The sequence below is a fragment of the Amycolatopsis nigrescens CSC17Ta-90 genome (assembly GCF_000384315.1).
Lineage (GTDB): Bacteria > Actinomycetota > Actinomycetes > Mycobacteriales > Pseudonocardiaceae > Amycolatopsis > Amycolatopsis nigrescens.
Genome location: NZ_ARVW01000001.1, coordinates 5,416,902 through 5,441,508 on the forward strand (window position 1 = coordinate 5,416,902; position 24,607 = coordinate 5,441,508).

The window sequence follows — 24,607 nt, forward strand, 5'->3', positions numbered from 1 at the left end:
TGGTCACCCGACATCAGGGCTGCCTGGTACCAGCATGTCGACACGATCTGCCGGAAACCCGCCAAGCCTGTGGTGGTCACCGGTCCCTGTGGCGCAGCTCCACCTGATATCGCCCCGGTGTCTGGCCGACGATGGCGGTGAACGCTTCGATGAAGCTGGTCGGGTTGGCCCACCCCAGCCGGGCAGCCGTATCGATGACCGCGTCCCCCTCGGCCAGCCTGATGAGCGCATGCTGGACACGCAGCAGGCTCCGCCACTGATGGAAGCTCATCCCCAGCTCGGTCGGGAACAAGCGGCTCAACGTCCGTTCGCTGGCCCCGACCACCCGCCCCAACTCCGCCAACGTCAACGATGCCGCGGGATCGGCATGCAGCAGGTCCGTGACCGCACGAAGACGATCATCAGTCGGCTCCGGAAGATACAGCGCCTCATCCTGCCCATCCACCAGCTCGTCGACGACCACCTCGCGAAGCCGGTCCCGCGCCTGCGGCCGAAGCTCACGACCACTGGTGAGCACCAGCAACGCCTCCCGCAGCAGCGGGGACACCGCGAACACCATCGGCCGATCCGGCAACGACGCGCACAGCGCCCCGGCAACCTCCACCACCCGGACCTCCGTCTGCCCGTACGCGCGGTGGTAATGCTCGAAACCCGGCGGCGTCCACACGACACGGTTGGCCGGGGCAACCCACGTGCCCCGCTCCGTCGTGGTGGCAAGGACGCCCGCCGAGGGATACAACAACTGCCCCTCGGTATGACGGTGCGGCGCAACGCCATCCCCGTGCGCGAGCAGCCCCCGCTTCTCCACGATCTGCGTGACCAGAGCGGGCCTCTGGCGAATATCAGGCACGACACCGAGCCTACCGACCGGAGCCGGCCGAGCTCGCCCGCGGCGACCACCGGCACCGACGCCCGATCTCGCCCGGCCACCGGCGGCCGGGTCACCGCCGGAGGTATGCGTCCTCAGGCACGTGGCACCTGCCGATGATGTTGAACTCGTCGCCCGTTCGACAGCGCGGTCTTACGCCGCGGCTACTATCTCCGGCCGTGGCGACCTCCCAGGACTCTGCCGCAATCCGGGCACGTTCACGTTGCCAGGAACACCTTCGACAATCCCAGGTCATCCAGGCCTTCACTCGTGACGCGACTGTACGACCAGTTCGGGTTCGACACGGTCGACAACAGCCCGCTCAGCGAGTCGTGGCGCAGCGCTCCAGCGACGCACGCGAACGGCCTGGTTTCCACAAGTGGTACAGGGTTGCCAGGGATAGTGCGGTGCCCATGCTCATGGTTTGGGCGTTGTGGAACTTGGCGTGGGGTGGCCACGTCGGATTGTAAATATGTGTCTCGTTCCAGTCGGCGGCGTACGAGCCGACCATGGTCCCCACCGCGGACAATGAGATGAGCACCTTGCCGAACGGGAACTTCTTGAGGCTGATATTTGCCATATTATTCTCCATCAGGTGAAAGGAGGCGAATTCTCGGCAGCCACGCACAGCTAGTCACGGGCCGATGCCTGGTCGATCTGCACGGAAGTACCCTTCTGGCAGACTCCCGGCTCACGACCGCGCTCGGTGGGCGGCCTCTGCTGCGTCCGGGGGCGTGGTCGGGTAGACATCGACGTGGAAGAACCGGGCGAAAGGCAGAGTTGCCAGCGTCTCCGCCACTTGTTTCTCATCGGTGGCAATGACCTCGATGAACGTCGCCCGCCGGGCGGGGGAAACGTAGTGGGCGCCGATCCGCCCGTCCGAGCGCAGCACCTTTAGCTGCTTCTGCTCGTCATCTCTCAGCGCGGCGAATTCCGTGAAGTTCGTGTCGTCGCGGAGGGTTCCGAGCACCATGAACGTCTGCGCTGTGGCGTGATTCGGGGTCGTTGGCATAATCTTTCCTTTCGATGGTGGTTCACCTGAAAATGTGAACTCAGGGCCGGAAGGCCACACTTATCGGGATTCGAACGACGAAATGGTCACTCGGTCGTGATGACCAGCTTGCCGCCCTTGGGTATGCCGTCGCGTTCGAGCTCCGTGAGCGCCGCGATCGCCTTGCCGAGCGGTGCAGTGCTTCCAACCGGCACCCGCAGCATCCCCTCCCCGGCGGCCTGTGCGACCGCTTCGAGGTCCGTCGTGACGGCTTTCCCGATCATCACCTGGAAGGGGCCCGGCAGGGCGCTTCTCACGAACTTCGCCGGCGTGGGGGTGATGTCGATGATGCGGCCACCGGGCTTCAGCAACGTCCGCGCGGCTTTGATCGGCAGCGTGCCGGGGGTGTCGAAAACGACGTCGAATCGCCCTGCGAGTGTCGTCGCGTCGAAGTCGAAGTCGACGATCGGAGCGACACCGAGGTCGCGTGCTTCGCGCATGGCGGTACCACGGCAGCTGCCTCCCACGGAGGCGCCGTGCGCCAGAGCGATCTGTGCGGCAGATCGACCGACTCCGCCGAGGCAGCCGTGGATGAAGATGGCTTGGCCGGCATGCAGCTTGCTCGTGTTGACCATGGCTTGGAAGGCGGTGATCCCGACAGTGGGGAGCGCCGCGGCCTCCTCCCAGGAGAGGTTCGCCGGCTTTTTCACGACCGCCTTCTCTTCGGCGACGACCATCTCGGCGAACGCTCCTGCCGCCGAGATGCTTGCCCCGCCGAGCACTTCGTCGCCGTCGCCGAGTCGGGTGACGCCGTCGCCGACCGCCGCCACGACGCCCGCGAAGTCGTGCCCCAGACCGCGCGGGAACTTCCGGCCGGTCATGATCTTCATCGCGCCGGTGCGGATCTTCCAGTCCATCGGGTTCGCGGCCGCCGCCTTCACACGGACCAGAACCTCGCCGGAGCCGGGCCGCGTCGGCTCGAAATCCTCGAACCGCAGTACCTCGGGGCCGCCGTACTGGTGGTACTGGATGCGCTTCATCGTCGTCATGGTGAACCCTCCGGCCAGTGATGTCATCTGATGACATCACCCTAGCACGCCGATGTCATCAGATGACATGAGTGCGCCAGCACTACACTCGCCGCATGGGACGATGGGAGCCTGGAGCCGGTGGCCGGCTGCGCGAGGCCGCACTGGCCCTGTATCTCGAACGTGGCTTCGACCAGACCATGGTCGCCGACATCGCCGACCGGGCCGGCGTGACCGCCCGCACCTTCTTTCGCTACTTCGCCGACAAGCGCGAGGTCCTCTTCGACAAGGCGGCCGAGATGGCGGAGAAGTCGCTGGCCGCGCTGGAAGCGGCGCCTGCCTCGGCGTCGACGCTGGAGGTCGTCGCGGCCGCGCTGGACGCCGTGGCCGATATGATCGGACCTGACCGTGAGCTCGCACGGAAGCGGCACGCGGTGATCATGGCCAACGCCGATCTCCGTGAACGTGAATTGATCAAGCTCGCACAGATGTCGGCTGCGCTCGCCGACGGGCTTCGACGGCGGGGCGTCGGCGACACCGAGGCCGGCCTGGCCGCCGAGACCGGCTCCGCGGTGTACCGGGTCGCCTTCCAGCGATGGGTCGACGCCGCCGACGACCTCGACCTGCGCGACGCCATTCGCCAGTCGTTCGCCCAACTGCGAACCCTGACCGCCTCCAACTGATCCACGTGCTTGCCGACGGCCCGAGCTTCGGAGAGCGAACTGCCTGAGTAGGGCGAAAGGCAACGCGTCGTTGAGCCATGGCCTGCCACTGGCGTTCGTGCCACGCATCACGAACCAGCCGCTGGTGGCGTCCGGAGTTGCGAGCACGAGCAGAAGCCGCGTCCGAACTGCTGGACCGGCGCCCCAAGCCGGGGCATGGTGTGGTCGGCGCTGCGAGACCGCATTCACGTTTCCCTGCCGTGAACCGGGCCGCGAGTTGTGTTGTGCGGCTAACGATTGGGTCACTGGTCGGAGACGAGGTCGATGCAGGGACGATGCTGACCGAATGCTGCTGGACATCGCTACCAACATCATCGCGAACGTCGTGTTCTGGCTCGGCTTGGGTTTCGCCGTTGCAGCAATGGCACGGATCGCGCAGCGGCGCTTCCGCCGCTTCTTCGGCTTACACACGAGTCAACAACTGGTCGTTTGTCTGTCGAACCTGTGGACCACTGCAACGAGTTCCCGCCCACGAGGCTACGCTGTGTCATTGCATGAGCTGCGTGCCTCCGAGGCGATTACACGACTGTTCGGCTCGGCGTCGTTTCGCCTTCCGGACCTGGTCCGCGGACTGGTCGACGCGATTTACCTGGGGCGCCATCGCTACGACTTCCGCAACTCCGTAAGTCCGTCGCCGAGCGACGACCCCAAGCATTTCTCCGAGCTGAGCGCCAACCTCATCGTTGTTGGCGCAGCTCCCCGAAACAGCATCCGCAGAATGTACCTGCAGGAGAACCTGGTAAGCCTGCGAATCTCCAACGAACATCTAGATGCCGGCGACCACCAGCTGCCGCTCGAGAAGCGGTACGTAGAGGTGCTCAACGGGGCGGACCTCGGTCAACGGGTCACGTCAGACTTTCTGGACCTTGCCCTGGTCGAGAAAGTACAGGACACCGCACGTGGTACGACCGTAATATTTTGCCTGGGCCGTCGAGGAGACACTACCTGGGCGGCCACTGAATACCTCGCCCGTAACTGGCGGTCTCTGCAACAGGAATTCGATGACGGGCCGTTCGCCCTGTGCCTGGGCTTTCGTGACCTGGACTACGAGTACGACTACCACCCGCCCCGACGCTTGCTAGCGCTACGAGGCTGACCGAGTTCGTGGCCCCGCTGGTGGCGCCCGCTGTTGACCTGACGGTGCTGGGGCTGCTTGTCGGCACGCGCCACCTGGCTTTGACCGGGGCCGGCGATGACGTGCTGCGGCCGGTACGACGGCTACTGCTGGCGGCGAGCGTGGTGACGCTGCTGTTGAACATTGCTGACCCGGTATGCGCTGGTCAGTGGGGTAGGCGGCATTCGACGCGGTTGGCCGCTGTTGCTGATCGGGTGGGCCGAAGCGGGCCCTGGCCTGCTCCGCGCGCTGAGTGCCGCTCGTGCTGCTCCCGGACCAGGACAGCCGGCCAGCTCTCCGCCTTCAGCGTCCAAGCATGACGGCATCGAGCGGAAGGTGCGCGGACCCTCGTCCTTCGGCACGACCCACAGGCGGAAGCGGCAGCGCGGCGGGAAGACCGGCGGCGCCGATGACCGACACGGACAGGCCCGCGAGTATGGCCCGCGGATCGCGCCGGTGAAGTGGCAGCGCCCGGTCGGGCCGACCTCATTCAACCGGATCAGAGAGTCCTTGCGAGCGGTACTGAGCAAGCCGGTCAAGGAAGGATTGCTGGCGGTGAATGTGGCCAACCTGGTCGAGCTGCCCCCGCCGAACCGGACCAGGCCGAAGGTGTGGACCCCGGACCTGACCGGCGAGTTCCTCGATTTCGCGGTGCATCACCCGCTCGACCCGCTGTATCACCTGCTCGCCCATACCGGGTTACGCCGTCGCCGGGATCGTCCCGCGCAAGCAGTTGCACCCGGCCCGCACTCTCGGGCTCCCCTCGGGCTCGCACGAGACCACAATGGACAGCAAGGAGACGGAAGAAATGACCACAGAAAACACAAACTCCAGGCCACCGTTTTAAGTGACCTGGAGTGTGAGGGTGCGCCATCAGGGACTCGAACCCCGAACCCGCTGGTTAAGAGCCAGCTGCTCTGCCAATTGAGCTAATGGCGCGCACTTGTCGCGTCGGTTTCCCTCGGCGACGAAGAGAACAATAGCAGGTGCCCTGACCGCCCCGGACGGGGGCCCCGGCAAACTCTCCGCGCCGAGTTGACCAGTCCTGCGCCTGCCGCGAAGAGGCGTGGGGCACACTATAGGTGGACACCTGGGGAACTCTCGACACGAAACGGACGGTTCTTGATGCGACGTCGGGGTGAGGCTGGTCTGCGATCTGTGACGAGCGGTGTTGCCGGGCGGGGCCGGCTACCGCTGTTGCTGGTCGTGGCCGGTTTAGTGGTCGCGGGATGCTCCAGCGGGGCATCGGGTGACGAAGGCGGCGAAGGCGGTCAGAACGCTCCCCAGGTGAGCAGCGGAGGCCCGCCGAAGCCGGCTTCGCTGGCCTTGACTCCCGCAACGGGTACGAATGATGTCGCGCCGGGTGAACCGGTCACCGTGGCGGTCACGGACGGCAAGGTCGGCGAGGTGAAGCTGACCGGCGCGGACGGCACCCAGGTCGAGGGCAAGCCGAAGCCCGACGGCACCGGCTGGGAGTCTTCGCAGGCCCTCGGTTACGGCAAGAGCTACACCGTCACCGCGAACGCCACCGGCACCGACGGCAAGCCGGTCACCTCCACCTCCACCTTCACCACGGTCGGCAAGCCGGCCAGGCAGACCACCGTGTCGATGAACGTGGACAACGGCGAGACGGTCGGCGTCGGCCTGCCGTTGATCTTCACCTTCGGCGGCAAGATCGCGGACAAGGCGGCCGCCGAGCGCGCGCTGAAGATCACCGCGGAGCCGCAGACCGAGGGCGCCTTCCACTGGTTCAGCGACAGCGCGGTGACCTGGCGGCCCAAGGACTACTGGAAGACCGGCACCAAGGTCTCGGTGAAGGCCGCGGTCTACGGCAAGAACCTGGGCAACAACACCTACGGCCGCGAGGACAGGGCGGCCGACTTCACCATCGGTGACAAGCTGGTCGCGGTGGCCGACGGCGGCAACTTCCAGATGAAGGTCTCGATCAACGACCAAGAGGTCAAGAACATGCCGACCTCGATGGGCAAGAAGTCCAGCCCGACCCCGTCCGGCACCTTCACCGTGATGAGCGAGCACGTCGGCTACACGATGGACTCCAGCACCTACGGCGTGCCGAACGACAGCAAAGCCGGGTACCGCACCTTCGTGAAGTACGCGGTCCGGATGTCGAACAGCGGCATCTTCTACCACTCCGCGCCGTGGTCGGTGGGGTCGCAGGGCAAGCGGAACGTGAGTCACGGCTGCCTGAACCTGTCCACCGAGAACGCGAAGTGGCTGATGGACACGTCCAAGAAGGGCGACATCATCACCGTCCAGAACAGCGGCGGCAAGGTGCTCGAGGCCACCGACGGCTGGAGCGTCTGGCAGATGCCGTGGGAGGAGTGGAAGGCCGGCGGGCAGAAGAACTAGTCCTTCTGCCGGTACTCCCGTTCGGACTCCCGCACCAGTTCCCTGGCTTCCTCCTCTGTGGACACCGCGGGCCCGGACCCCCACAGCGGCTTGTTCGCGGTCTCCCTGCTGAAGTAGACCGCGACCCCGCCGATGGCGGCGGCGATCATCATGTACCAGGCCGGCCAGTAGTCGTTCCCGGTCGCCGCGATCAGGGACTGCATGACCAGCGGGGTGGTGCCGCCGAACAGCGACACCGACACGTTGAACGCGATGGACAGCGCGCCGTAGCGGATCGCGGTGGGGAACAGCGCCGGCAGGGTGGCCGGCATGGAGATCTCGAAGGTGAGCAGGAGCAGGCCTAGGCCCATCAGGCCGAGGAAGGTGAGCAGCACGCCGCCGTCCCGGACCAGCAGCATCAGCGGGAACGAGAGCACCAGGAAGCCGACGCAGCCGGTCATCATCACCGGTTTGCGGCCGACCTTGTCGGTGAGCCGCCCGCCGACGGTGATGATCAGCATCATCACCACCATCACCACGATGATCAGCAGCAGGCCGTGCGTGGCGTCCAGCTTCAGCCGTTCCGACAGGTAGGTCGGCATGTACGAGAGCAGCATGTAGTCGGTGACGTTGAAGACCAGCACCAGCCCGATGCAGGTCAGCAGCACCCGCCAGTACTTGGTGAACATCACCCAGAAGGGGCCCCCCGACTGTCCGCGCTTTTCGGACTCTTCGGCGTGTTTCTGGAAGGCCGGGGTTTCTTCGAGCTTGAGCCGCATGTAGAGGCCGACGATGCCGAGCGGGCCGGCGACCAGGAACGGGACGCGCCAGCCCCAGTCGAGCAGGGTGTCGTGCGGTACCCAGGTTTTCATCGCGGTGACCACGCCGGCGCCGAGCACGTAGCCGGCGAGGGTGCCGAACTCGAGCCAGGAACCCATGAAGCCGCGGCGTTTGTCGGGGGAGTATTCGGCGATGAAGGTGGTGGCGCCGCCGTATTCGCCGCCGGTGGAGAAGCCCTGCACCATGCGGGCGAGCACGAGCAGGATCGGGGACCAGACGCCGATGGTCTGGTACGACGGGATGAGCCCGATGCAGAGGGTGCCGACGGCCATCATGATCATGGTGACGGCCAGCACCTTCTGCCTGCCGATCTTGTCACCGAGCGGCCCGAACACCAGTCCGCCCAGCGGTCGCATCAGGAACGCCGCCGTGAAAGCCCCGAAGGTGCCGATCAGTCTGACGCTGCTGGAGACATCGGGCGGGAAGAACACTTCGGCGATGGTGTCCGCGATGTACGCGTAAACCCCGAAGTCGAACCATTCCATCGCGTTGCCAAGGGCCGCCGCTCCCACGGCCCGTTTCAACAGCGACTGGTCGACCACCGTGATGTCGTCATAACTCAGCTTCTTCTTGCGCCGAAACTTCCGAAATCCCTTCTCCACCCCTCCATCCTGAGCCCCCTCCGCCCACCCAGCACCCCGAGCGCTCCCTCTCACCCTCCAAACCAGACCCCATCCCCCAAAAGGGCAAAAAGCCCCCTATTTGCCCTTTCGTAACCCCAGGATCCACCCGGCGGCCTTACCCTGCGCTAGTTCCCCCACACGCGCCCATGCCGTCAACTTGAGGCGCCCGCACCGCAGGGGGTTTGGGGGGCTCGGCCCCCCAATGTAATGACGAAGCCCACCCTCGGTGAAGGTTGCCGTTTGGGCAACCGACAAGGGTGGGCCGTGGGGTGAGTGACGGGACTTGAACCCGCGACTTCCTGGACCACAACCAGGTGCTCTACCAGCTGAGCTACACCCACCATGCGATGCGCTCTCGCGAGCGCCTCGGCTGAATTATCTTAGCGTGCCGTCTCCGGCGTCCTGCACCGGGTTGCCGCCGTACTCGCGGAGCACGTCAGCGGCGGCGGCCCTGGCTTGTTCGGTGCTGGGGCCCGGCTGGGGTACGAACGCGATCCGCCGGTAGTAGTCGAGTTCGCCGATGGATTCGCGGATGTCGGAGAGCGCCCGGTGGGAGAGGCCTTTTTCGGGCTTGGCGTAGTAGATGCGCGGGTACCAGCGCCGGATGAGCTCCTTGATGGACGACACGTCGACCATCCGGTAGTGCAGGTGGTCGTCCAGTTCGGGCATGTCGCGGGTGATGAAGCCGCGGTCGGTGGCGATCGAGTTGCCGGCCAGCGGGGCGGTCTTGGGGTCGGGTACGTGCTCGCGGATGTAGCCGAGGATCTGCTGCTCGGCCTCGGCGAGGCTGATCGTGGACCGCCGGACCTCCTCGGTGAGCCCGGAGTGGGCGTGCATGTCGCGCACCACGTCGGGCATGCCGGCGAGGGCGGTCTCGTCGGCGTGGATGACGACGTCGAGGCCTTCCCCGAGCACGTTGAGGTCGGCGTCGGTCACCAGTGCGGCTATTTCGATCAGCGCGTCTTTGGCGAGGTCCAGCCCCGTCATCTCGCAGTCGATCCAGACAAGACGATCGGTCACCGGCAAACCCTAACCCGACACGGGGAGTGAGACGTCGTCACCTGCGGAATTCGCGGGTTACCCTCTCCGGCGTGATCAACCGATGACAGAGCGGGAGCATCCCATGGCTGAGCAGCAGGCGGGTCCGGCGGTCGAGATCGCGAGTGGTTATGCGGGTGCGGGTGCCGCGGTGGAGCTGGGTTCGGTGGTGATCGACGGGCAGGCGGAGGCCGCCGCCGCGGTGCGGCTTCCGCTGGCGACGTTGAACCGGCACGGCCTGGTGGCCGGGGCGACCGGGACCGGGAAGACGAAGACGCTGCAGCTGATCGCCGAGCAGTTGTCGGCGGCCGGGGTGCCGGTGGTGCTCGCGGATGTGAAGGGTGACCTGTCCGGGCTGGCCGAGCCGGGTGCGCCAGGGGACAAGCTGGCGAAGCGGGCCGAGGAGCTGGGGGACGACTGGCAGCCGTCGGCCTTCCCGGTGCAGTTCCTCTCGCTCGGTACCGGCGGCAAGGGGGTGCCGATTCGGGCCACCATCACCAGTTTCGGCCCGGTGCTGCTGGCCAAGGTGCTCGGGCTGAACGAGACCCAGGAGTCCACGCTCGGGCTGATCTTCCACTGGGCGGACCAGCGCGGGCTCGCCCTGCTGGACACCAAGGACCTGCGCTCGGTGATCACGCATCTGACCAGCGACGAGGGCAAGGAGGACCTCAAGGGCATCGGCGGGGTGTCCGCCGCGACGGCCGGGGTGATCCTGCGGGCGCTGTCCAATCTGGAGGCCCAGGGTGGGGAGGATTTCTTCGGGGAGCCCGAGCTCGACGTCGCGGACCTGATGCGGCAGGTGGACGCCAAGGGCGTGGTGAGCCTGCTGGAGCTGGACGACCTGCAGTCGAAACCTGCGCTGTTCTCCACCTTCCTGATGTGGCTGCTGGCGGAGTTGTTCGAGGTGCTGCCGGAGGAGGGCGACCTGGACCAGCCCAAGCTGGTGTTCTTCTTCGACGAGGCGCATCTGCTGTTCAACGATGCCTCGAAGGCGTTCCTGGAGCGGATCGAGCAGACCGTGAAGCTGATCCGGTCCAAGGGAGTCGGGGTCTTCTTCTGCACCCAGCTGCCGACGGATCTGCCGAACAACGTGCTCTCGCAGCTCGGCGCCCGTATTCAGCACGCCCTGCGCGCCTTCACTCCCGAGGACCAGAAGGCGTTGGCCAGGACGGTGAAGACCTACCCGACGACCAAGTACTACGAGCTGGACAAGGCGCTGACCTCACTGGGCATCGGCGAGGCGATCGTGACCGTGCTGTCCGAGCAGGGCGCGCCGACCCCGGTGGCCTGGACCAGGCTGCGTGCGCCGCGGTCGAAGATGGGGTCGATCGGCGCCGACGCGGTGACCGCTTCGGCGAGCGCTTCGGACCTGCACGGCAAGTACGCGGAAACGATCGATCGTGAGTCGGCGTACGAGAAGCTGGCCGCGAAGGTGGCCGGCGACGCGCCGCCGCCGGAAGCACCGCCCACCGAGCAGCCGCGAGCCGACGAACCGGGGTTCGTCGAGAAGGCGATGGAGAACCAGGCGGTGAAGTCGTTCCTGAGGTCCGCCGCGAGCGCGCTGGGGCGCGAGGTCACCCGCGGCCTGTTCGGGAACCGCCGCCGCCGGTAGCCGCACGGGTGGGAAGTGCCGCCCCGAACGGTACTTCCCACCCGCGGTCCCCCTTCCGGCGCTGAGCTCCCCCCAAGGAACTCAGCCCCCGATCTTCGCCACGATCGTCTTCGCGTCGTTGATCGGAATGGCGAAGCCGATCCCGATGCTGCCCCCCGACGGGCTGTAGATCGAAGTGTTGATCCCGACCACCTCGCCGGCCGAGTTCACCAGCGCGCCGCCGGAGTTGCCCTGGTTGATCGCCGCGTCGGTCTGGATCGCGGTGTAGCTGGGCTGGTCCTGGGAGTCGCCGATCTGGTTCGCCTGCGGGCGCTGCTGCCCGAGGTCGGAGAGCTGCCGGTTCGTCGCGCTGACGATGCCCGAGGTCACCGTGTTCTGCAGGCCGCCGGGCGAGCCGATCGCGACCACTTCCTGGCCTACCTTCAGCGCGCTCGAGTCGCCCAGCTTCGCCGCGGTCAGCCCGCTCGCGTTCTTGGCCTGCAGCACCGCGATGTCCGCGGTGGGGTCCGCGCCGAGCACGCTCGCCTGGTACTTCTTGCCGTCGGACAGCGTGACGGTGACGTCACCGGAGGCGCCCTCCACCACATGCGCGTTGGTCAGGATCTTCCCGTCCTGGCTGAGGATCACCCCCGAGCCGATCGCCGTGCCGCGCGCGGTCTGCACGTTGACCTGCACCACGCTCGGCAGCACCTGCGCGGCGACCCCGCTGACGTCGGAGACGGAGTTCGAGGTGAGCTGCCCGGTGGCGGCGGTGCCGGTCCCGATCGAGCCGGTCCCGCCGTCACCGGAACCCACGATGGCCGCCCCGGTCACCCCGCCGACCAGCGCCGCGGCCACGGCGGCCGCGCTGACCATCAGGGCCACCCGCTTGCCCTTGCGCGGTGGCGGGTTCGGCGGTACCGGCCGGAAGAGCGGGTTCCCGGCCATCGAGTAGGGCGGCTGGGCGTACTGCGGATGCGGCTGCTGCTGGTGCGGCTGCGGCCCACCGGCGGGGCCCTGCCGGAACTCGTTGTCGGTCATGCACCAAGGTTGGGCCCGCCAGATGTGAGCAGCCTGTGGAATAGCCCAAGGGTTCCCTGAGAAGAATCAGCTGAGAGGACACGGGCGCGAGGAACGTCCCGGCGCCCGTGTCCGGTGGCTCAGTCGAAGAAGGACGGCACGTCCAGCGCTCCGCCGGAGGCTTCGAACTCCTCGTGCACGGCCTTGCGCAGCTCCTCGTCACCGAGGTAGTCGGCCGCGGTCAGCGCCAGCCCGAGCGCACCGTCGACCACCGCGCGGTCACCAGCCGGTGACCCGGCCGCGGCCGCGAACTCCTTGGTGTGCAAGGCGACCGTCTCCGCGGAGACGGCCAGCATCGGGTGCATAGCGGGCATCCGGTAGGACAGGTTCCCCAGGTCCGTGGACCCGGTGAGGAAGTCCGGCACGATGCCGGGCGGCAACGGCTTGCGGCCGCAGGGCTCCTGGTTGACCGCCCAGCGTCCGGCCAGCGCGGTGTTGAACCGGATCGGCAGGTACGCGGGCAGGCTGTCCCAGTTGAGTTCGACCCCGCAGCCGGTCAGTTCGGCCGCGCCGTGCGCCACCCTGGTCAGCCGCGCGGCCAGGTCGCGCAGCGTGTCCGGATGCGCCGAACGCAGGTAGAACAGCAGGGCCGCGCGCTCGGGCACCACGTTCGGCCGCGCCCCGCCGTCGGTGAAGACGCCGTGCACCCGGTCGCCCGACGGCAGGTGCTGGCGCAGCGCGGCCACGCCCTGGTACGCGGCGACGGCCGCGTCCAGTGCGTTGCGGCCCATGAACGGCTGCGCGGACGCGTGCGCGGAGATGCCGTGGAAGACCATCTCCAGCTGGCGGCGGCCAAGGAACGGGTGCATCGCGATGTCGTGGCTGAACGGGTGCAGCATGATCACCGCGTCCACGTCGTCGAAAACCCCGGCCCTGGCCATGGTTTCCTTGCCGCCACCGCCTTCCTCGGCCGGGGTGCCGATCAGGGAGACCCGGCCGCCGAGCCGCTCGGCCACCGCGGCCGCGCCGAGGAAACCGCCCGCGGCCGTGGTGCAGATGACGTTGTGCCCGCAGCCGTGCCCGATCCCGGGCAGCGCGTCGTACTCCGCGAGCACCGCGATGTGCGGACCGCTGCCGCCGGTACTGGCGACCAGCGCGGTGTCCAGGCCGCCGGCGCCGATCGTGGCTTCGTGCCCGTGCGCCTTCAGCAGATCCGCGAGCGCGCGTACCGAGCGATGCTCGGCGAAGCCCTCCTCGGGGTGGGCGTGCAGGTCCTGGCTCAGTGCCACCAGGTCCGCGGCGCGTGCGCGGACCGCCGTCTCGACCTGGCGCCGGATGTCTTCCGGCGCCCCCTGATGCGGGGAGCCGATCGGTTCGGCGGCCGCGACGGCCTCGGCGGTGGATTCGGTCAGCGCACGCAGGTAGCTGTCGTCGGGTGGGACCGGCGTGCGGTGTTCGGGCTTGGTCATCGCCGCATCGTAACCCCGTGCCCGGACAGTTCCGGCGGTAAACGTGGCCAGTGCAGGGCGGGATCCTCGGCCAGCCGTCCGGCCAGCGCGGCCCACTGGGCCGGGCGTACCGCGCCGGCCTCGGCCGCCGGGTCGATCCCGGCTCCGGCCAGGGCCCGGCGCGGGTTCCGTCCGGCCAGCGCGGTTGCGACGGCGGTCCGCACCGGGGCGGTCCTGGCCCGGTAGGCCGCGTCGAGCAGGAACCACAGCGCGTGCTCGGCGCGTCCGGACAGGCCGGTATTCCGCCGGACGGCCAGGTGTGCGGAGTCCACTTTGGGCGGTGGGGAGAAACAGGCGGCCGGTACCCGTTTTCGCAGGCTCAGCTGGAACCTGGCCGCCCACCATGCGAGCTCCGGGCTTCTCGGCACCGCGGTGGTCAGCCGTTTGGCGAACCCCCACTCCACCACCAGCTCGGCCCGGCGCAGCGGGGTGGACCGCGGGCTGAGCAGCCGCCGGAGCAGTGCGCTCGACACCGCGTAGGGAATACTGGAAACCACGAGGAAATCGTTGCGGGGCAAGGAAACCGTCCGGAGGTCCGCGGTCACCACCCGTACGTTGGGCCGGTCGTCGAGGCGGCGGCGCAGTCTGCGCGCGAACTCGGGGTCGCGTTCCACCGCGAGCACCTTCGCTCCGGTTCTGGCCAGCGGGGCGGTGATCGCCCCGAAGCCGGCTCCGAGATCGAGCACGAGGTCCTGCTCATCGATCGCGCAGTGCCGGATCAGGTCCTCGATTATTCTTGGTGCGGCAAGGAAATGTGCGCCGGAGGAGTTGGGTTTCGGGTTTTTCGGGGTACGCGGGTCGCGTCGGGATGGCCCGGAAGCGGGCATGGTTCGGCTCCACGTCATGAGGTGGCGGAGCGTGCGCGAGAAGGCACGCCAGGACGGGCTCATGACGCAGCGACTGGAGAAGGTTCAGCGCGCCGGCGGTCGAAGACTAGGCCGGACTACCGCCTCAGCGAGGCGGTATCGAGGTGGAGAGCTGGCAGCCGCTGCGTTCAGGCGCGGCGCGGCCGAAGCCGGGCGAGCGCCACGCAGGACCGGCACAAAGTTCCCATGGCGCCAAGCTAACAGCCTTCGCAACCGGTTTTTGTCGGTGCTCGGTTCTAGCTTCGGGGGACAGGTGTCAACCGAAGGGGAGAACCATGAACGCCGTCATCGCCACCCGCCCTGCCGCCGAGATCATCGTGCGCGGCTCGTTCGACCTCGGGGAGTCCGCCCGCTTCCTGGCCGGGTTCGCGCCCGCCGCCAGGCCGGACGCGGCGGCGGAAACCGGAGTGCTGCGGCTGGCCTTCCCGGTGGAGGGCGGCTGGGGGCACGCCGGGGTGCTGGTCCGGCAACGGGCGCCGGACACGGTCGAGGTCGAGGTGACGCGGTGGCCCGCCGGGCAGGGGGCGGACGTGCTGGGCCAGGTGCGCCGGATGCTGTCGCTGGACATCGACGGCAGGGGCTTCGACGCGCTGGACCGGGCCGATCCGGTGCTCGGCGCCCTGCGGTCGCGGCATCCTGGCCTGCGCCCGGTGCTGTTCCACTCGCCCTACGAGGCGGCCTGCTGGGCGATCATCGGGCAGCGGATCCGGGGCTCGCAGGCGGCCCGGATCAGGCAGCGGATCGTCGAGCGGTACGGCAAGCCCCTGCACGTCGGTGGGCAGCGGTTGGTCTCCTTCCCGGCGCCGGACGTGCTGCGCGAACTGGATGAGCCGATGGGCCTGCCGGTGCCGAAGGTCGCCCAGCTGCGGCTGATCGCCGATGCCGCGAAGAACGGGGTGCTGGACGCGGCGCCGCTGCGTGCGCTGGAGCCGGTCGAGGCGCTGCGGCGGTTGCAGCGGCTGCCCGGGGTCGGCCCGTTCTCCGCGCAGCTGATCCTGATCAGGGGAGCCGGTCATCCGGATGTCTTCCCGGACGCCGAACGCCGGCTGCACGAGGAGATGAGGCTGGCCTACGGCAGGGCGGAGGCCACCGTGGCGGACCTCGGCCGGATCGCCGGGCGGTGGCGTCCCTACCGCAGCTGGGCGGCGCTGCTGCTGCGAACCGCCGGGGACCGCCGTCCCGGATGAATCCCATGACCGTGCTGGAAAGGACGGAAAGGAGGGCATAACACGGGTCAGACCGGTGGTGTGGTGAAGTGGCCCGGTGCAGCTGTCGGACCCAGAAGGCTTGTCAGGACTGATCAACACCCAGCCGGACCCGGCGGGGCCGGTGCCGCTGATCACCGGCGGGGTGGCGTTGCTGCTGGTGCTGTCCGGATCGCCGTGGCGGTTAGCCCGCAACGTGGTGACGATCGTGCACGAGGCGGGGCACGCGCTGGTCGCCGTGCTGGCAGGGCGGCGGCTGCAGGGCATCCGGCTGCACTCGGACACCTCCGGGGTCACCGTGTCGAGGGGCAGGCCGTCCGGCCCCGGCATGGTGCTCACCTCGATGGCCGGGTATCCGGCGCCGGCGCTGCTCGGGCTGGGGTTCGCCGCGCTGCTCTCGGCGGACCTGATCACCGCGCTGCTCGGGCTGGCCGCGGTACTGCTGCTCGCCGTGCTGATCATGGTGCGGAACGCCTACGGGGTGTTCACCGTGCTGGTCAGCGCGGCCGTGCTGGCCGGGGTCGCGCTGCTGGCCCCGCCCGGTGCGCAGGCCTGGTTCGTCTACCTGATCACCTGGTTCCTGCTGCTCGGCGGGGTACGGCCGGTGTTCGAGCTGCAGGCAAAGCGCCGCCGGGGCGCCGCCCGCGACTCCGACGTCGACCAACTCGCGCGGCTGACCGGGCTGCCGCCGGCGCTGTGGCTGCTGGTGCTCGGGCTGCTCACGGTGGGGTCGCTGTTCATCGGCGGGGCCTGGCTGGTGGAGCCCGCGCTCCAGTAGCGGCGTGGCACACTGTTCGCCGGTACTTCCGGGCGAAAGGGATGAACAGTGGCCGACGAAGTGGCGAAGGCGGTCGAGGAATGTGCTCGCGCGGCGAACCTCGCGGCGCCATCGCTGGCCACCGCGTCCGACGAGGCCATCGACGCCGCGCTGACCGCGATGGCGGAGCTGCTGCTGTCCGGGCGGGGGGCCGTGCTGGAGGCGAACCGGGACGACGTCGCCAGGGCGCGTGCGGAGGGGATGAGCGCCGGCCTGCTGGACCGGCTCACCATCACCGAGGAGCGGCTGACCGGGATGGCCGAGCAGCTGCGCCTGCTCGCCGGTGCCCCGCACCAGGAACGCTCGATCCCTTTGTCCACATTGGACGGCGGACTGCGGCTGGTGGAGCGCCGTCGCCCGGTCGGGGTGATCGGCGCCAACTACGAGGCGAGGCCGAACGTCACCGTGGACATCGCCTCGCAGCTGGTCAAGTCGCGTAACGGCGGGGTGCTGCGCACCGGGTCGGCCGCGCTCGGCTCCGCGCAGCGGCTGCTGGAAACGGTGATCGCGCCGGCGCTTTCCGGTGCCGGCATCGACGCCGGCGTGGTGCAGCTGGTGCCGAGGGTGGAGCGGGAGGCGGCGAGCGCGCTGGTCGGCCTGCCCGCGCTGGTGCCGCTGGTGATCCTGCGCGGCAGCGGGGAGAGCACCCGCGCGCTGGCCACCGAGGGGGCCACGCACGGGGTGCGGACACTCGCGCACGCGGACGGCGGCGGGGTGCTCTACCTGGACGTCGCCGCGGACCCCGAGATGGTCCGGACGCTGGTCACCGGCAGCCTCGACCGGCTCGGCGTGTGCAACCGGCTGAACCTGCTGCTGATCCACGACGACGGCTACGACGCGCTGTGGCCGGTGGTGGCCGAGGCGCTGGACGGGCGCGGGGTCACCCCGTCGCTGGCGCCCCACGAGCACGCGATCGGCTACGAGTGGGCGCTCGACTCCGAGCGCGAGGCCACCGTCACCGTGGCCAGGGTGGCCGGTCTTGCCGAGGCGGTCCAGGTCGCCAACGAGCAGACCTCCGGCCTCGCGGCCGGCATCGCCACCGAGGACGCGGCCGCCGCGGAGGCGTTCTTCGACGGCTACACCGGGACCGGGGTGTTCTGGAACGCGCCGACCAGGCTGCTGGACGGGTTCAAGCTGCTCGCCGTGCCGGAGACCGGGATCAACCTGGACAACGTGCCAGGCCCGCGCGGCCCGGTCACCTACACCGACCTCTACCTCCGCCAGTACGCGGTGCTCCCCGCCGGTCGCTGAACCGGCGCCTGAGTCCCTCATAGGGGTGGCTTTCGCGCCGTTCACGACCAGGCACTCTGGGTAGAGAACGCGGGTCCGACCTGCCCGCGGAAGCGGCCGCGCGCCGAGTTGCGGTGGCGCCGCGCGCTGGTCACCGTGGTGCGGGATTAGCACCATGATCGAACACGTGTTCTAATGCTGTCTGCCGGCCCCGAAGGGGGAAGCTTCGTGGGCCGGCCCACCTTCGAGAGGGGATGAGATGGGCTGGAAGATCGAGCACCTGGAATCCGAGCAGGAACTGCCGTTCCCGACCCGCCAGGCGGCGCTGGCGTATGCCGAGGAGCACGGTGGGCTCGACCGGTGGGCGCTCAAGCCCACCCAGGTGCCGGTCTCCAAGGTGCGCGGTTTCGTCGAGCCGCCACCACTGCGCCGGTCCTCGCGCCGCACCCACGGCTGACGACGCGAGGGAACCTCTCGCCGCGGTCAGTTGACGGTGGCGGTGCAGACGGCGCCCGCGGTGCCGATGTTCTCGGCGACCTTGGTGCCGTCGATCAGCACGGTGCAGCCGACCTGGCCGGCGGCGGTCAGGTCGGTGGCCGTCGCGGTGATCGACATGAAGTGCATGCCGCCCTGGTAGCCCGCCTTCTGCCGCCACTCGCCGCCGGGCTGGACGATCTCCTGCTTGTCGTCGAACCCGTCGCCCGCGGTGACGTTCACCGGCGAGGTCGTGGTGACCACGAACTCGACGGTGTGCCCGCCGGGGACGTCCTGGGCGAAGTGGAGCCGGTTGTCGCTGAACTCGCTGACCGCCACGGTGATCACGGTGGCCCACAGGATGGCCACCACGAACCCGGCGGCGGAGAGCACGATTCCCGCTATGGCAAGGCCTTTGTTGTTCGCCTGGCCCTTGCTCGCCCGCACCACGCCGATGATCGAGAAGATGAGCCCCAGGATGACCAGCGGCCAGGCGACGACGCCGACGAGCGGTACGAAGGCGACCAGCAGCCCGATCAGGCCGAGCACGAACCCGGCGGTGCCGAGACCGTTCTTCGGCTGTGCGACCGGTGGTGGGACAGGGACGTACTGCGGCGCGCTGGTCATCGAGGGCCTTTCTGAGATGGGGGCGTGCGAGGCTTTTTGCGCATGCCCCCATCGATCGGGTGCGGGTGTCCCGCAAGATCCTGAGGGCAGGATTGAACGGCGGCGGAATTCGCCTCCGGGTGATTTCGGCTTGAAGCATTCGTGCAGTCCCCACTGCACGACTGACTTTCGCCGAGCACCGGCGGCTCGTTACGCTCTGCCGCCGGTGTCGCCCGAACCGTTACCTGCCGGGCCTCAGGAGGCCGCTGCGTCCACTTCGTTGACCGCGTCCAGCAGTTCTTCCACCACCGGATCGTCCACGGCTTCGCGGATGCACTGCCAGAGCTCGAGGTTCGCTTTCGCCCAGCGCCCGTACGACGCGGCGGCCTCCGCGTTGTAGAAGTAGAAACCCTGGTCGTGTACGTCCTGCTGCTCGCCGACGATCTTGTCCGCCAGCTCGCGCAGGCTCAGGTCGTTCTCCTCGAGGTACCGGTGCGAAAGCATCACCGGCGTGATCGGCAACGCCTTGAACAGCGTGTCCGCGTCGCTGAGCGCCTGTCCTTCCAGCGAGATGTGCGGCCCGCGGGTGCACATCTCGGCCTCGTCGATGATGTCGTCGATCCAGCGCGCCACGTCGTCCGGCACGCCGCAGGCGGACAGCAGGTCCATCCGCAGGCTGTGCCCGGCGGCGGCGGGCGAGTTGCGCTGCACCAGGTAGTTGACGTCGTGCACCAGGGCGGCGGTCTCCACCACCGAGGTGTTCGCACCGTTCTCGGCGGCGAAATAGGCCGCTTTCGCGCGGACGAAGCTGACGTGGTGCCAGCCGTGGAACGGCAGCCTGTCGGCGTACCGCAGGCACAGTCCGCGGACGCGCCGCTCGATCGACGCCACGGTGCTCTTGGAAATCGTCGCGAAGTCAGGTGTTACGACCTTGTGGTCCGCGACGTTGTGCGGGGCATGCATGACCTCTCCCATCCCGACCGGTGTGCACAGGCGGGTGGAAGGATCGTAGACGGATTGTGCCGTCCCCTACCTCGTTTTGGGTTAAATCTTTTCCGTAAGTTCCCCCAATCGGGTCTCAACCGGCACATGCCGGTGACTCATTCGGGTCGTTGGATCGTAGGACAAGCTCCACCCGTTCACCGGCCGTGACTTCACCAAAAAGGTCATCGTGCTGTCCGCCGCTGTCGGAATCCGGTGGAACTCACTGGCCAGCAGCATGCCCGATTGACCCGTTTCGCAAATCTGCCGCCGGTTCAGCACCGCCGAATTGATCATTTCGGCCTGCTGGTCCAGCTCCGCGTCGTACCTCTCGTGCACATAACCGCCGCGCAGGATCGTGGTGCAGAAGTGATAGCGGTGGTTGTGCACCGAGTCCGCGTACCCCTGCCGCCAGTCGCGCTGCGGCTTGTACTCGTGCAGCCAGAAGGAGAACGAGTCCGCCGGCTCGTCCAGCAGGCACCAGGCGAAATGAGTGGTCGTTTCGCGGGAACGGCTGGCCACCACGGCCGCTTGCAACGGGGAAAGCAGGCGCAGATGGTCACGTAGGTGCTCTCGCAACTGAGGTCTGGCCGCCCAGCGCAGGAACTCCTCGTGCACCAGTTGCCAGCGTTCGGACAGCGGCCCCCGGTTTCGCCTGATCCCCTCAGCGAGATCGATGAGTGCACAGGTTCGGGTCAGCACGACTATCAGCTCTCCAGTTCTGCAGCGGTGGAAAAATCTCGCCGGAACGCGTGGAACCGTTCTTCCAGGTCACGGAACCGGCGTTCGGACAGGGCCACCCCGGTGATCTTGTGGAAGACGTCCATGAACTCGGCACGGGCGGTGTCCGGGGTGATCTGGAAATGCCGCTCCGAGCGGGCGCGGCAGACGCGGAGGAACTCGGTGCGCTCCATGTTGTAGATGAACGAGCCCTCGGTGAAACGCAATGTCCGCGGGTACAGCGCACTGGCCCCGCCGACGTCGCTGTACAGGGTGACCCACACGCTTTCGTCGAACATCTCCAGCCGGTCCAGCGGCGGGTCGCTGACCACGGTGATGTCCACCCGGACGCACCGGCTGCGGGCCAGGTACAGCCCGACCAGTCCGATCCAGATCTCGTCGTGGAGTCCTTTTTGGATGGTCTCGGAGTCCGCGTCCGCACCTTCCCGCCGCAGCAGGTACCTCGCCCTGCCGCTGATGGTGGGCGCGTCCTGCGGATCGGCGATCACCGCGCGGAACTCCCACTCCGCGTGCGACAGCAGCAGCCTGGCGGCGGCGTGCCGGCCGGAGAAGCCGCGGAAGAAGAACTGCCTGGTGTTGCGCAGGTCCTGCATCATCAGGTGGTTGAACGCCGGGTCCGGCTCCGTGGTGGCCTCGAAGACGTGGGTGGGGAAGAACTCCCGGTTCAGCGACCGGTATTCGTCGCTCAGCTCGCGCAGCGCCTTCCGGCTCTCCTCGATCACCGGTGAGACCAGCGCGCGCTGGGAGGCGGTCGCGGTGATCAGCGTCTGGCCGAAGCCGACCACCGCCGAGATCATCGTGCCGGTGCCAAGGGAAGTCACCAGTGTCTTCGCGGTGCCGGGGTCCATCTCGCTGGCGAGCAGCAGGCTGGCGCCGGAGATCACGATCAGCACGAGCAGTAGCAGGCCGGTCCTGGTCCAGAAGAGCTCCTGCAGCGGGTTACGGCTGCCCTTGGCGTCCGCCGCCACCACCAGGTCACCTCCTCGGATCGACACTCGGAAGAAGATCGAACACTGTAAGTGTCGATTTGAGTGCGGTTTGTCACCTTACGCGCCCGTAGACGTTGGCGAAATAAGAAATTCGGGGGAAACTACCCACCCATTCGCGAATGCGGACAGTCGCGAACGCGACCCTATGGAGTGGTGTGGCCGGGCCGTGTCACGAGGACGGCTCAACGGCGGCGGCGCCGACGGCGGACCCTCGGTTCCGGCTCGGTGCCAGAGTTTTCCGTTGCCGCGTCCTCGGCCGATTTCGCCTTGGCTGAGTCCGGTTCCAGGCCGAGCATCTCGGCGGCGAGCTGCTGCGAGCCGGCGAACATGCCGGTGGGCCCCGGTTTGGCGCGGCGCAGCGCATACGGCCGGAGCCTGTTGTAACCGCGTACCGACACCGGCCGCCGCGGCCGCAGCTCGTAGCCGGGCTCGTCCTCCAGCAGGGCGGCCATTTCCTTGTCCACCAGGATGGTGCCGGGGCGGGCCAGCGAGGTCAGCCTGGCGGCGAGGTTGACCACCGAGCCGTAGACGTCGCCGAACCGGCTCAGGATCCGGCCCGACGCCATCCCCGCCCGCACCGACGGAAGCTCCTCGTCCGCGGAGGTGCGGGCGGTCAGCGTCAGTGCGATCTCGGCGCCGGCCTCCGCGGAGTCGGTGACGAACAGGACCTCGTCGCCGATCATCTTGACCACCTGGCCGCGGTGGTCCGCGACCACCTCGGTGGCCAGCGCCTCGAAGGCCTCCAGCACCGCGCTGAGCTCGTTCTCGTCGACCTGCCTGGTCAGCCGGGTGTAGCCGACCATGTCCACAAACCCGACCACCTCGGTGCGCGTCTCCAGGTCCTCGTCCGGGGCGGCCAGGGCGCGGCCGGCGTAGGCGGCCAGGTGCCGCCGCCACACGTAGTTCTGGGCGCGTTCGAGTTCCGGCAGCAGCCCGTCCACCAGCCGGGCGACCTGCACGTCGTCGCCGCCGAAGTCCGGGTTCCCGGTGATCAGCGTCCACAGCAGGTGCACCTGCCACTCGGCCAGCCGCGACAGGTGCTGGCCGAGCGCCCTGGTCACCGACACCTCGATCTCGGGCTCGATCAGCCCGGCCCGGACCAGCTGATCCGTTGTCCGCATCGCGGCGAGGTCGGCGTCGGTGAAGACCACTTCGTCATCGCCGACGGTGGCGAATCCGAGCGCCCGCCACAGCCGTTTCGACCGTTCCGGTGGCACGCCGGCCAGCTCCGCGATCTGGAGCCGGGTGTACTTGCGCTCACCACCGAGCAGGATGCGTTCCAGGCGGCGCTGCAACGCGTCCAGGGGTTCAGGGCTTCCGGAGTCGTCCCGTTCCTCGCGCACGGTGTGCGTTACGTGGTGTGCACGATGAGCACGTCCACGCCCGACTTGCGGGCCACCTCGGAGGGCACCGAGCCGAGGATGCGGCCGGTCAGCGTGTTCAGCCCGCGGTTGCCGACCACGAGCAGGTCCGCCGAGCGGTCGGAGACCACCTTGCGCAGCGACTCGACCGGGTCGCCGACCACCGGCACGGTCTCGATCTTGGTGGCGCCCACCTTCACCGCGCGGTCCCTGGCGCTCTGCAGGGTGTCCTCGGCCGGTGCCGAGCCGACCACCTGGTAGGCCTCGTCGCGGAGCACGTCCTGCGCCTTCTCCACGTCGTGCTTGCCGGCCGGGTAGTAGGCGCAGGCGATCACGAGCGTCGCGCCGGAGTCGGCGGCGACGCCCGCCGCCCTGTCCACCGCGGCGAACGACGATTCCGAGCCGTCGGTACCGACGACTACGGTCTGGTATGCGGCCATCCGAGTCCTCCAGCGAAGATCAATGAGAGGTTCGCGTGGTTAGGTTACTCGCCAGTCGGGTTGTTCGCCGCAGCACCACTCGGCTTGTTCGCCCGCGGTCGTCCCGGGCTCGGTTTCGGCTGGCCCGCTGCTGTCGCCGACGCTGACGACGCTGCCGCGGGTTTCGGCTTCCGGCCCTCGGCCGCCGGCTCGGTCTCCACCAGCACGCTCGCCGCCTCGGCCAGCACGGCCCTCGCCGACGTGACCTGCTCGGCGATGTTGTTGCGCAGCACGCGCAGCGCTTCCACCCGTTCCGAGGCCTGGTTGATCCGGCGGTTGGACTCCTCGGTGGCCTCGCGCACCCGCCGGTTCGCCTCGTCGGCGGCCTCGGCGAGGCGTGCGTTCGCCTCGTTCGTCGAGTCCTGCTTGCGCCGGTTGGCGGCCTCGATCGACTCGCGCTGCCGCCGCTCGATCTCCGTCGTCGCGGCGGTCTGCTCCTCGGCCACCTTCTTCCGGATCGCGGCGGCTTCGTCGGTGGCCTCGCGCAGCCGGCGCTCGGCCTCCGCCTTGCTGGCCGACTCCTGCTCGGCGAGCGCCCGCATGGCCTCCGTGCGACGGGAGGCCATCGCGATCTCGAAGTCCTCCTCGACCGAGATGCGGCGCTGCTCGGACTCGGCGTCGAGCCGGTCGCGCTCCTCCTTGGCCTTGGTGGTGATGGTCTCGGCCTCGGCGCGCGCCTTCTCCAACACGCCCCGGTGCTCGGCCTCCATCTCCTTGCGCCGGAGGTCGAGCTCGGTCAGCAGCTGCTCGTAGCGGGCGCGCATCGCGCTGGCATCGGTCTCCGCCTTCGCCCGGATGTGCCCGGCCTCGGCTTCGGCGCGGGCCCTGGTGTCGGCGGCCTCGTCCTGGGCGAGCCGCAGCATCCGCTGCAGCCGCTCGGACAGACCTTCGATGCTGGTCGGCGGCTGGGCCAGCCGTTCCACCTGGCCGCGCAGGTCGTCCAGCTCGATCCTGGACTGCTCCAGCTGACGGGCCAGGTCGCCGGACTGCGAGATGGCCGCGTCCCGGTCCGCGGTCAGCAGCTTGAGGTCCGCGTCCAGGCGTTCCAGATGTTCGTCGACCTGGGCCCGGTTGTAGCCGCGCTTCATCAAATCGAAGCCGGCGCCCAGCGGTACTAGCTCCCGTTCGTCGCCAAGGCTCATGGGCGAAAGCCTAGCCGTTCACGG

Annotated in this window: 24 protein-coding genes and 2 tRNA genes; 8 read left to right on the plus strand and 18 right to left on the minus strand. The window is 68.5% G+C overall.

Translation table 11 applies throughout. The features are described 5' to 3' along the window. Positions 1-76 precede the first annotated feature (76 nt). The 4 genes from AMYNI_RS0125715 to AMYNI_RS0125730 form a co-directional block, all read right to left on the minus strand. Positions 77-850 (minus strand): AraC family transcriptional regulator, encoded by a 774-nt coding sequence (locus AMYNI_RS0125715; RefSeq protein ID WP_020670946.1) that lies wholly within the window; start codon positions 848-850, stop codon positions 77-79. 340 nt (positions 851-1,190) lie between these two features. Beyond that, the gene (locus AMYNI_RS45400; protein WP_020670947.1) at positions 1,191-1,448 is read right to left on the minus strand and encodes a DUF6640 family protein; all 258 of its coding nucleotides are present in this window, start codon (positions 1,446-1,448) and stop codon (positions 1,191-1,193) included. Between the two features lie 111 nt (positions 1,449-1,559). Continuing rightward, on the minus strand, positions 1,560-1,880 hold the full coding sequence (locus tag AMYNI_RS0125725; RefSeq protein WP_020670948.1) for a hypothetical protein: 321 nt from the start codon (positions 1,878-1,880) through the stop codon (positions 1,560-1,562). An 86-nt stretch (positions 1,881-1,966) separates the two neighbouring features. Further along, complete coding sequence (locus AMYNI_RS0125730) at positions 1,967-2,935, minus strand: NADP-dependent oxidoreductase (protein WP_245573997.1); 969 nt, start codon at positions 2,933-2,935, stop codon at positions 1,967-1,969. A 68-nt stretch (positions 2,936-3,003) separates the two neighbouring features. On the opposite strand from AMYNI_RS0125730, the gene AMYNI_RS0125735 reads away from it, so the two are divergent. Both AMYNI_RS0125735 and AMYNI_RS0125740 read left to right on the plus strand, forming a co-directional pair. Further along, a complete protein-coding gene (locus AMYNI_RS0125735; RefSeq protein WP_020670950.1) occupies positions 3,004-3,570 on the plus strand; it encodes a TetR/AcrR family transcriptional regulator in 567 nt (188 codons plus the stop codon). Positions 3,571-3,895: 325 nt separating this feature from the next. Continuing rightward, positions 3,896-4,705 (plus strand): hypothetical protein, encoded by an 810-nt coding sequence (locus tag AMYNI_RS0125740; protein ID WP_020670951.1) that lies wholly within the window; start codon positions 3,896-3,898, stop codon positions 4,703-4,705. Positions 4,706-5,589: 884 nt separating this feature from the next. Here AMYNI_RS0125740 and AMYNI_RS0125745 read toward each other — a convergent pair. Further along, a tRNA-Lys gene (locus tag AMYNI_RS0125745) sits at positions 5,590-5,662 on the minus strand. 186 nt (positions 5,663-5,848) lie between these two features. Here AMYNI_RS0125745 and AMYNI_RS0125750 point away from each other — a divergent pair. Next, on the plus strand, positions 5,849-7,093 hold the full coding sequence (locus AMYNI_RS0125750; protein WP_084628469.1) for a L,D-transpeptidase: 1,245 nt from the start codon (positions 5,849-5,851) through the stop codon (positions 7,091-7,093). Here the strand turns inward: AMYNI_RS0125750 and proP are convergent. The 3 genes from proP to orn all read right to left on the minus strand — a co-directional run bounded on the left by proP (position 7,090) and on the right by orn (position 9,555). Then, positions 7,090-8,514: a glycine betaine/L-proline transporter ProP gene (gene proP, locus AMYNI_RS0125755; RefSeq protein ID WP_020670953.1), complete on the minus strand. Its 1,425-nt coding sequence runs from the start codon at positions 8,512-8,514 to the stop codon at positions 7,090-7,092. The two genes, AMYNI_RS0125750 and proP, sit on opposite strands and share 4 nt — an antisense overlap. 286 nt (positions 8,515-8,800) lie before the next feature. Further along, positions 8,801-8,876, minus strand: a tRNA-His gene (locus tag AMYNI_RS0125760). A 34-nt stretch (positions 8,877-8,910) separates the two neighbouring features. Then, the gene (gene orn / locus AMYNI_RS0125765) at positions 8,911-9,555 is read right to left on the minus strand and encodes an oligoribonuclease (protein WP_051116554.1); all 645 of its coding nucleotides are present in this window, start codon (positions 9,553-9,555) and stop codon (positions 8,911-8,913) included. A gap of 103 nt (positions 9,556-9,658) precedes the next feature. Here orn and AMYNI_RS0125770 point away from each other — a divergent pair, with 103 nt between their 5' ends. Next, positions 9,659-11,185 carry a helicase HerA-like domain-containing protein gene (locus AMYNI_RS0125770; RefSeq protein WP_020670955.1) on the plus strand — a complete coding sequence of 509 codons (1,527 nt, stop codon included), beginning with the start codon at positions 9,659-9,661 and terminating at the stop codon, positions 11,183-11,185. 81 nt (positions 11,186-11,266) lie between these two features. On the opposite strand, the gene AMYNI_RS0125775 is transcribed toward AMYNI_RS0125770, so the two are convergent. The 3 genes from AMYNI_RS0125775 to AMYNI_RS0125785 all read right to left on the minus strand — a co-directional run bounded on the left by AMYNI_RS0125775 (position 11,267) and on the right by AMYNI_RS0125785 (position 14,519). Beyond that, the gene (locus AMYNI_RS0125775; RefSeq protein WP_020670956.1) at positions 11,267-12,205 is read right to left on the minus strand and encodes a S1C family serine protease; all 939 of its coding nucleotides are present in this window, start codon (positions 12,203-12,205) and stop codon (positions 11,267-11,269) included. Between the two features lie 119 nt (positions 12,206-12,324). Further along, positions 12,325-13,653: a M20 family metallopeptidase gene (locus AMYNI_RS0125780; protein WP_020670957.1), complete on the minus strand. Its 1,329-nt coding sequence runs from the start codon at positions 13,651-13,653 to the stop codon at positions 12,325-12,327. Further along, complete coding sequence (locus AMYNI_RS0125785) at positions 13,650-14,519, minus strand: ribosomal RNA small subunit methyltransferase A (protein WP_084628470.1); 870 nt, start codon at positions 14,517-14,519, stop codon at positions 13,650-13,652. Before AMYNI_RS0125785 ends, AMYNI_RS0125780 begins: the two co-directional genes overlap by 4 nt. A gap of 314 nt (positions 14,520-14,833) precedes the next feature. On the opposite strand from AMYNI_RS0125785, the gene AMYNI_RS0125790 reads away from it, so the two are divergent. From AMYNI_RS0125790 to AMYNI_RS0125805, 4 genes are all read left to right on the plus strand, one after another. Continuing rightward, positions 14,834-15,745, plus strand: a complete 912-nt coding sequence (locus AMYNI_RS0125790) for a DNA-3-methyladenine glycosylase family protein (protein WP_020670959.1) — start codon at positions 14,834-14,836, stop codon at positions 15,743-15,745. Positions 15,746-15,845: 100 nt separating this feature from the next. Next, entirely contained in the window at positions 15,846-16,541 is a 696-nt protein-coding gene (locus AMYNI_RS0125795; protein WP_425387911.1) for a M50 family metallopeptidase, read from the plus strand. A 48-nt stretch (positions 16,542-16,589) separates the two neighbouring features. After that, positions 16,590-17,831 carry an aldehyde dehydrogenase family protein gene (locus AMYNI_RS0125800; protein ID WP_020670961.1) on the plus strand — a complete coding sequence of 414 codons (1,242 nt, stop codon included), beginning with the start codon at positions 16,590-16,592 and terminating at the stop codon, positions 17,829-17,831. A gap of 238 nt (positions 17,832-18,069) precedes the next feature. Then, positions 18,070-18,267 carry a hypothetical protein gene (locus AMYNI_RS0125805; protein ID WP_020670962.1) on the plus strand — a complete coding sequence of 66 codons (198 nt, stop codon included), beginning with the start codon at positions 18,070-18,072 and terminating at the stop codon, positions 18,265-18,267. 26 nt (positions 18,268-18,293) lie between these two features. Here AMYNI_RS0125805 and AMYNI_RS0125810 read toward each other — a convergent pair whose 3' ends face one another. From AMYNI_RS0125810 to AMYNI_RS0125840, 7 genes are all read right to left on the minus strand, one after another. Continuing rightward, a complete protein-coding gene (locus AMYNI_RS0125810) occupies positions 18,294-18,911 on the minus strand; it encodes a DUF4190 domain-containing protein (protein WP_020670963.1) in 618 nt (205 codons plus the stop codon). A 234-nt stretch (positions 18,912-19,145) separates the two neighbouring features. Continuing rightward, positions 19,146-19,853: an HD domain-containing protein gene (locus AMYNI_RS0125815; RefSeq protein WP_051116556.1), complete on the minus strand. Its 708-nt coding sequence runs from the start codon at positions 19,851-19,853 to the stop codon at positions 19,146-19,148. 81 nt (positions 19,854-19,934) lie between these two features. Continuing rightward, positions 19,935-20,573 carry a hypothetical protein gene (locus AMYNI_RS0125820; protein WP_020670965.1) on the minus strand — a complete coding sequence of 213 codons (639 nt, stop codon included), beginning with the start codon at positions 20,571-20,573 and terminating at the stop codon, positions 19,935-19,937. 5 nt (positions 20,574-20,578) lie between these two features. Continuing rightward, a complete protein-coding gene (locus tag AMYNI_RS0125825; protein ID WP_157358056.1) occupies positions 20,579-21,517 on the minus strand; it encodes a hypothetical protein in 939 nt (312 codons plus the stop codon). A gap of 266 nt (positions 21,518-21,783) precedes the next feature. Further along, a complete protein-coding gene (locus AMYNI_RS0125830) occupies positions 21,784-22,944 on the minus strand; it encodes an adenylate/guanylate cyclase domain-containing protein (protein ID WP_020670967.1) in 1,161 nt (386 codons plus the stop codon). A gap of 8 nt (positions 22,945-22,952) precedes the next feature. Beyond that, positions 22,953-23,402 carry a universal stress protein gene (locus AMYNI_RS0125835; RefSeq protein ID WP_020670968.1) on the minus strand — a complete coding sequence of 150 codons (450 nt, stop codon included), beginning with the start codon at positions 23,400-23,402 and terminating at the stop codon, positions 22,953-22,955. Between the two features lie 44 nt (positions 23,403-23,446). Next, positions 23,447-24,583 carry a coiled-coil domain-containing protein gene (locus tag AMYNI_RS0125840; protein ID WP_020670969.1) on the minus strand — a complete coding sequence of 379 codons (1,137 nt, stop codon included), beginning with the start codon at positions 24,581-24,583 and terminating at the stop codon, positions 23,447-23,449. Positions 24,584-24,607 lie beyond the last annotated feature (24 nt).

Coding starts and splice junctions, on each gene's coding strand:
- AMYNI_RS0125815 (WP_051116556.1), bottom strand. CDS start 19,853: ATGCATGCCCCGCACAACGTCGCGGACCACAAGGTCGTAACACCTGAC.
- AMYNI_RS0125835 (WP_020670968.1), bottom strand. CDS start 23,402: ATGGCCGCATACCAGACCGTAGTCGTCGGTACCGACGGCTCGGAATCG.
- AMYNI_RS0125810 (WP_020670963.1), bottom strand. CDS start 18,911: ATGACCAGCGCGCCGCAGTACGTCCCTGTCCCACCACCGGTCGCACAG.
- AMYNI_RS0125780 (WP_020670957.1), bottom strand. CDS start 13,653: ATGACCAAGCCCGAACACCGCACGCCGGTCCCACCCGACGACAGCTAC.
- AMYNI_RS0125790 (WP_020670959.1), top strand. CDS start 14,834: ATGAACGCCGTCATCGCCACCCGCCCTGCCGCCGAGATCATCGTGCGC.
- AMYNI_RS0125805 (WP_020670962.1), top strand. CDS start 18,070: ATGGGCTGGAAGATCGAGCACCTGGAATCCGAGCAGGAACTGCCGTTC.
- AMYNI_RS0125735 (WP_020670950.1), top strand. CDS start 3,004: ATGGGACGATGGGAGCCTGGAGCCGGTGGCCGGCTGCGCGAGGCCGCA.
- AMYNI_RS0125725 (WP_020670948.1), bottom strand. CDS start 1,880: ATGCCAACGACCCCGAATCACGCCACAGCGCAGACGTTCATGGTGCTC.
- AMYNI_RS0125775 (WP_020670956.1), bottom strand. CDS start 12,205: ATGACCGACAACGAGTTCCGGCAGGGCCCCGCCGGTGGGCCGCAGCCG.
- AMYNI_RS45400 (WP_020670947.1), bottom strand. CDS start 1,448: ATGGCAAATATCAGCCTCAAGAAGTTCCCGTTCGGCAAGGTGCTCATC.
- AMYNI_RS0125770 (WP_020670955.1), top strand. CDS start 9,659: ATGGCTGAGCAGCAGGCGGGTCCGGCGGTCGAGATCGCGAGTGGTTAT.
- AMYNI_RS0125840 (WP_020670969.1), bottom strand. CDS start 24,583: ATGAGCCTTGGCGACGAACGGGAGCTAGTACCGCTGGGCGCCGGCTTC.
- AMYNI_RS0125785 (WP_084628470.1), bottom strand. CDS start 14,519: ATGCCCGCTTCCGGGCCATCCCGACGCGACCCGCGTACCCCGAAAAAC.
- AMYNI_RS0125730 (WP_245573997.1), bottom strand. CDS start 2,935: ATGACATCACTGGCCGGAGGGTTCACCATGACGACGATGAAGCGCATC.
- AMYNI_RS0125750 (WP_084628469.1), top strand. CDS start 5,849: ATGCGACGTCGGGGTGAGGCTGGTCTGCGATCTGTGACGAGCGGTGTT.
- AMYNI_RS0125740 (WP_020670951.1), top strand. CDS start 3,896: ATGCTGCTGGACATCGCTACCAACATCATCGCGAACGTCGTGTTCTGG.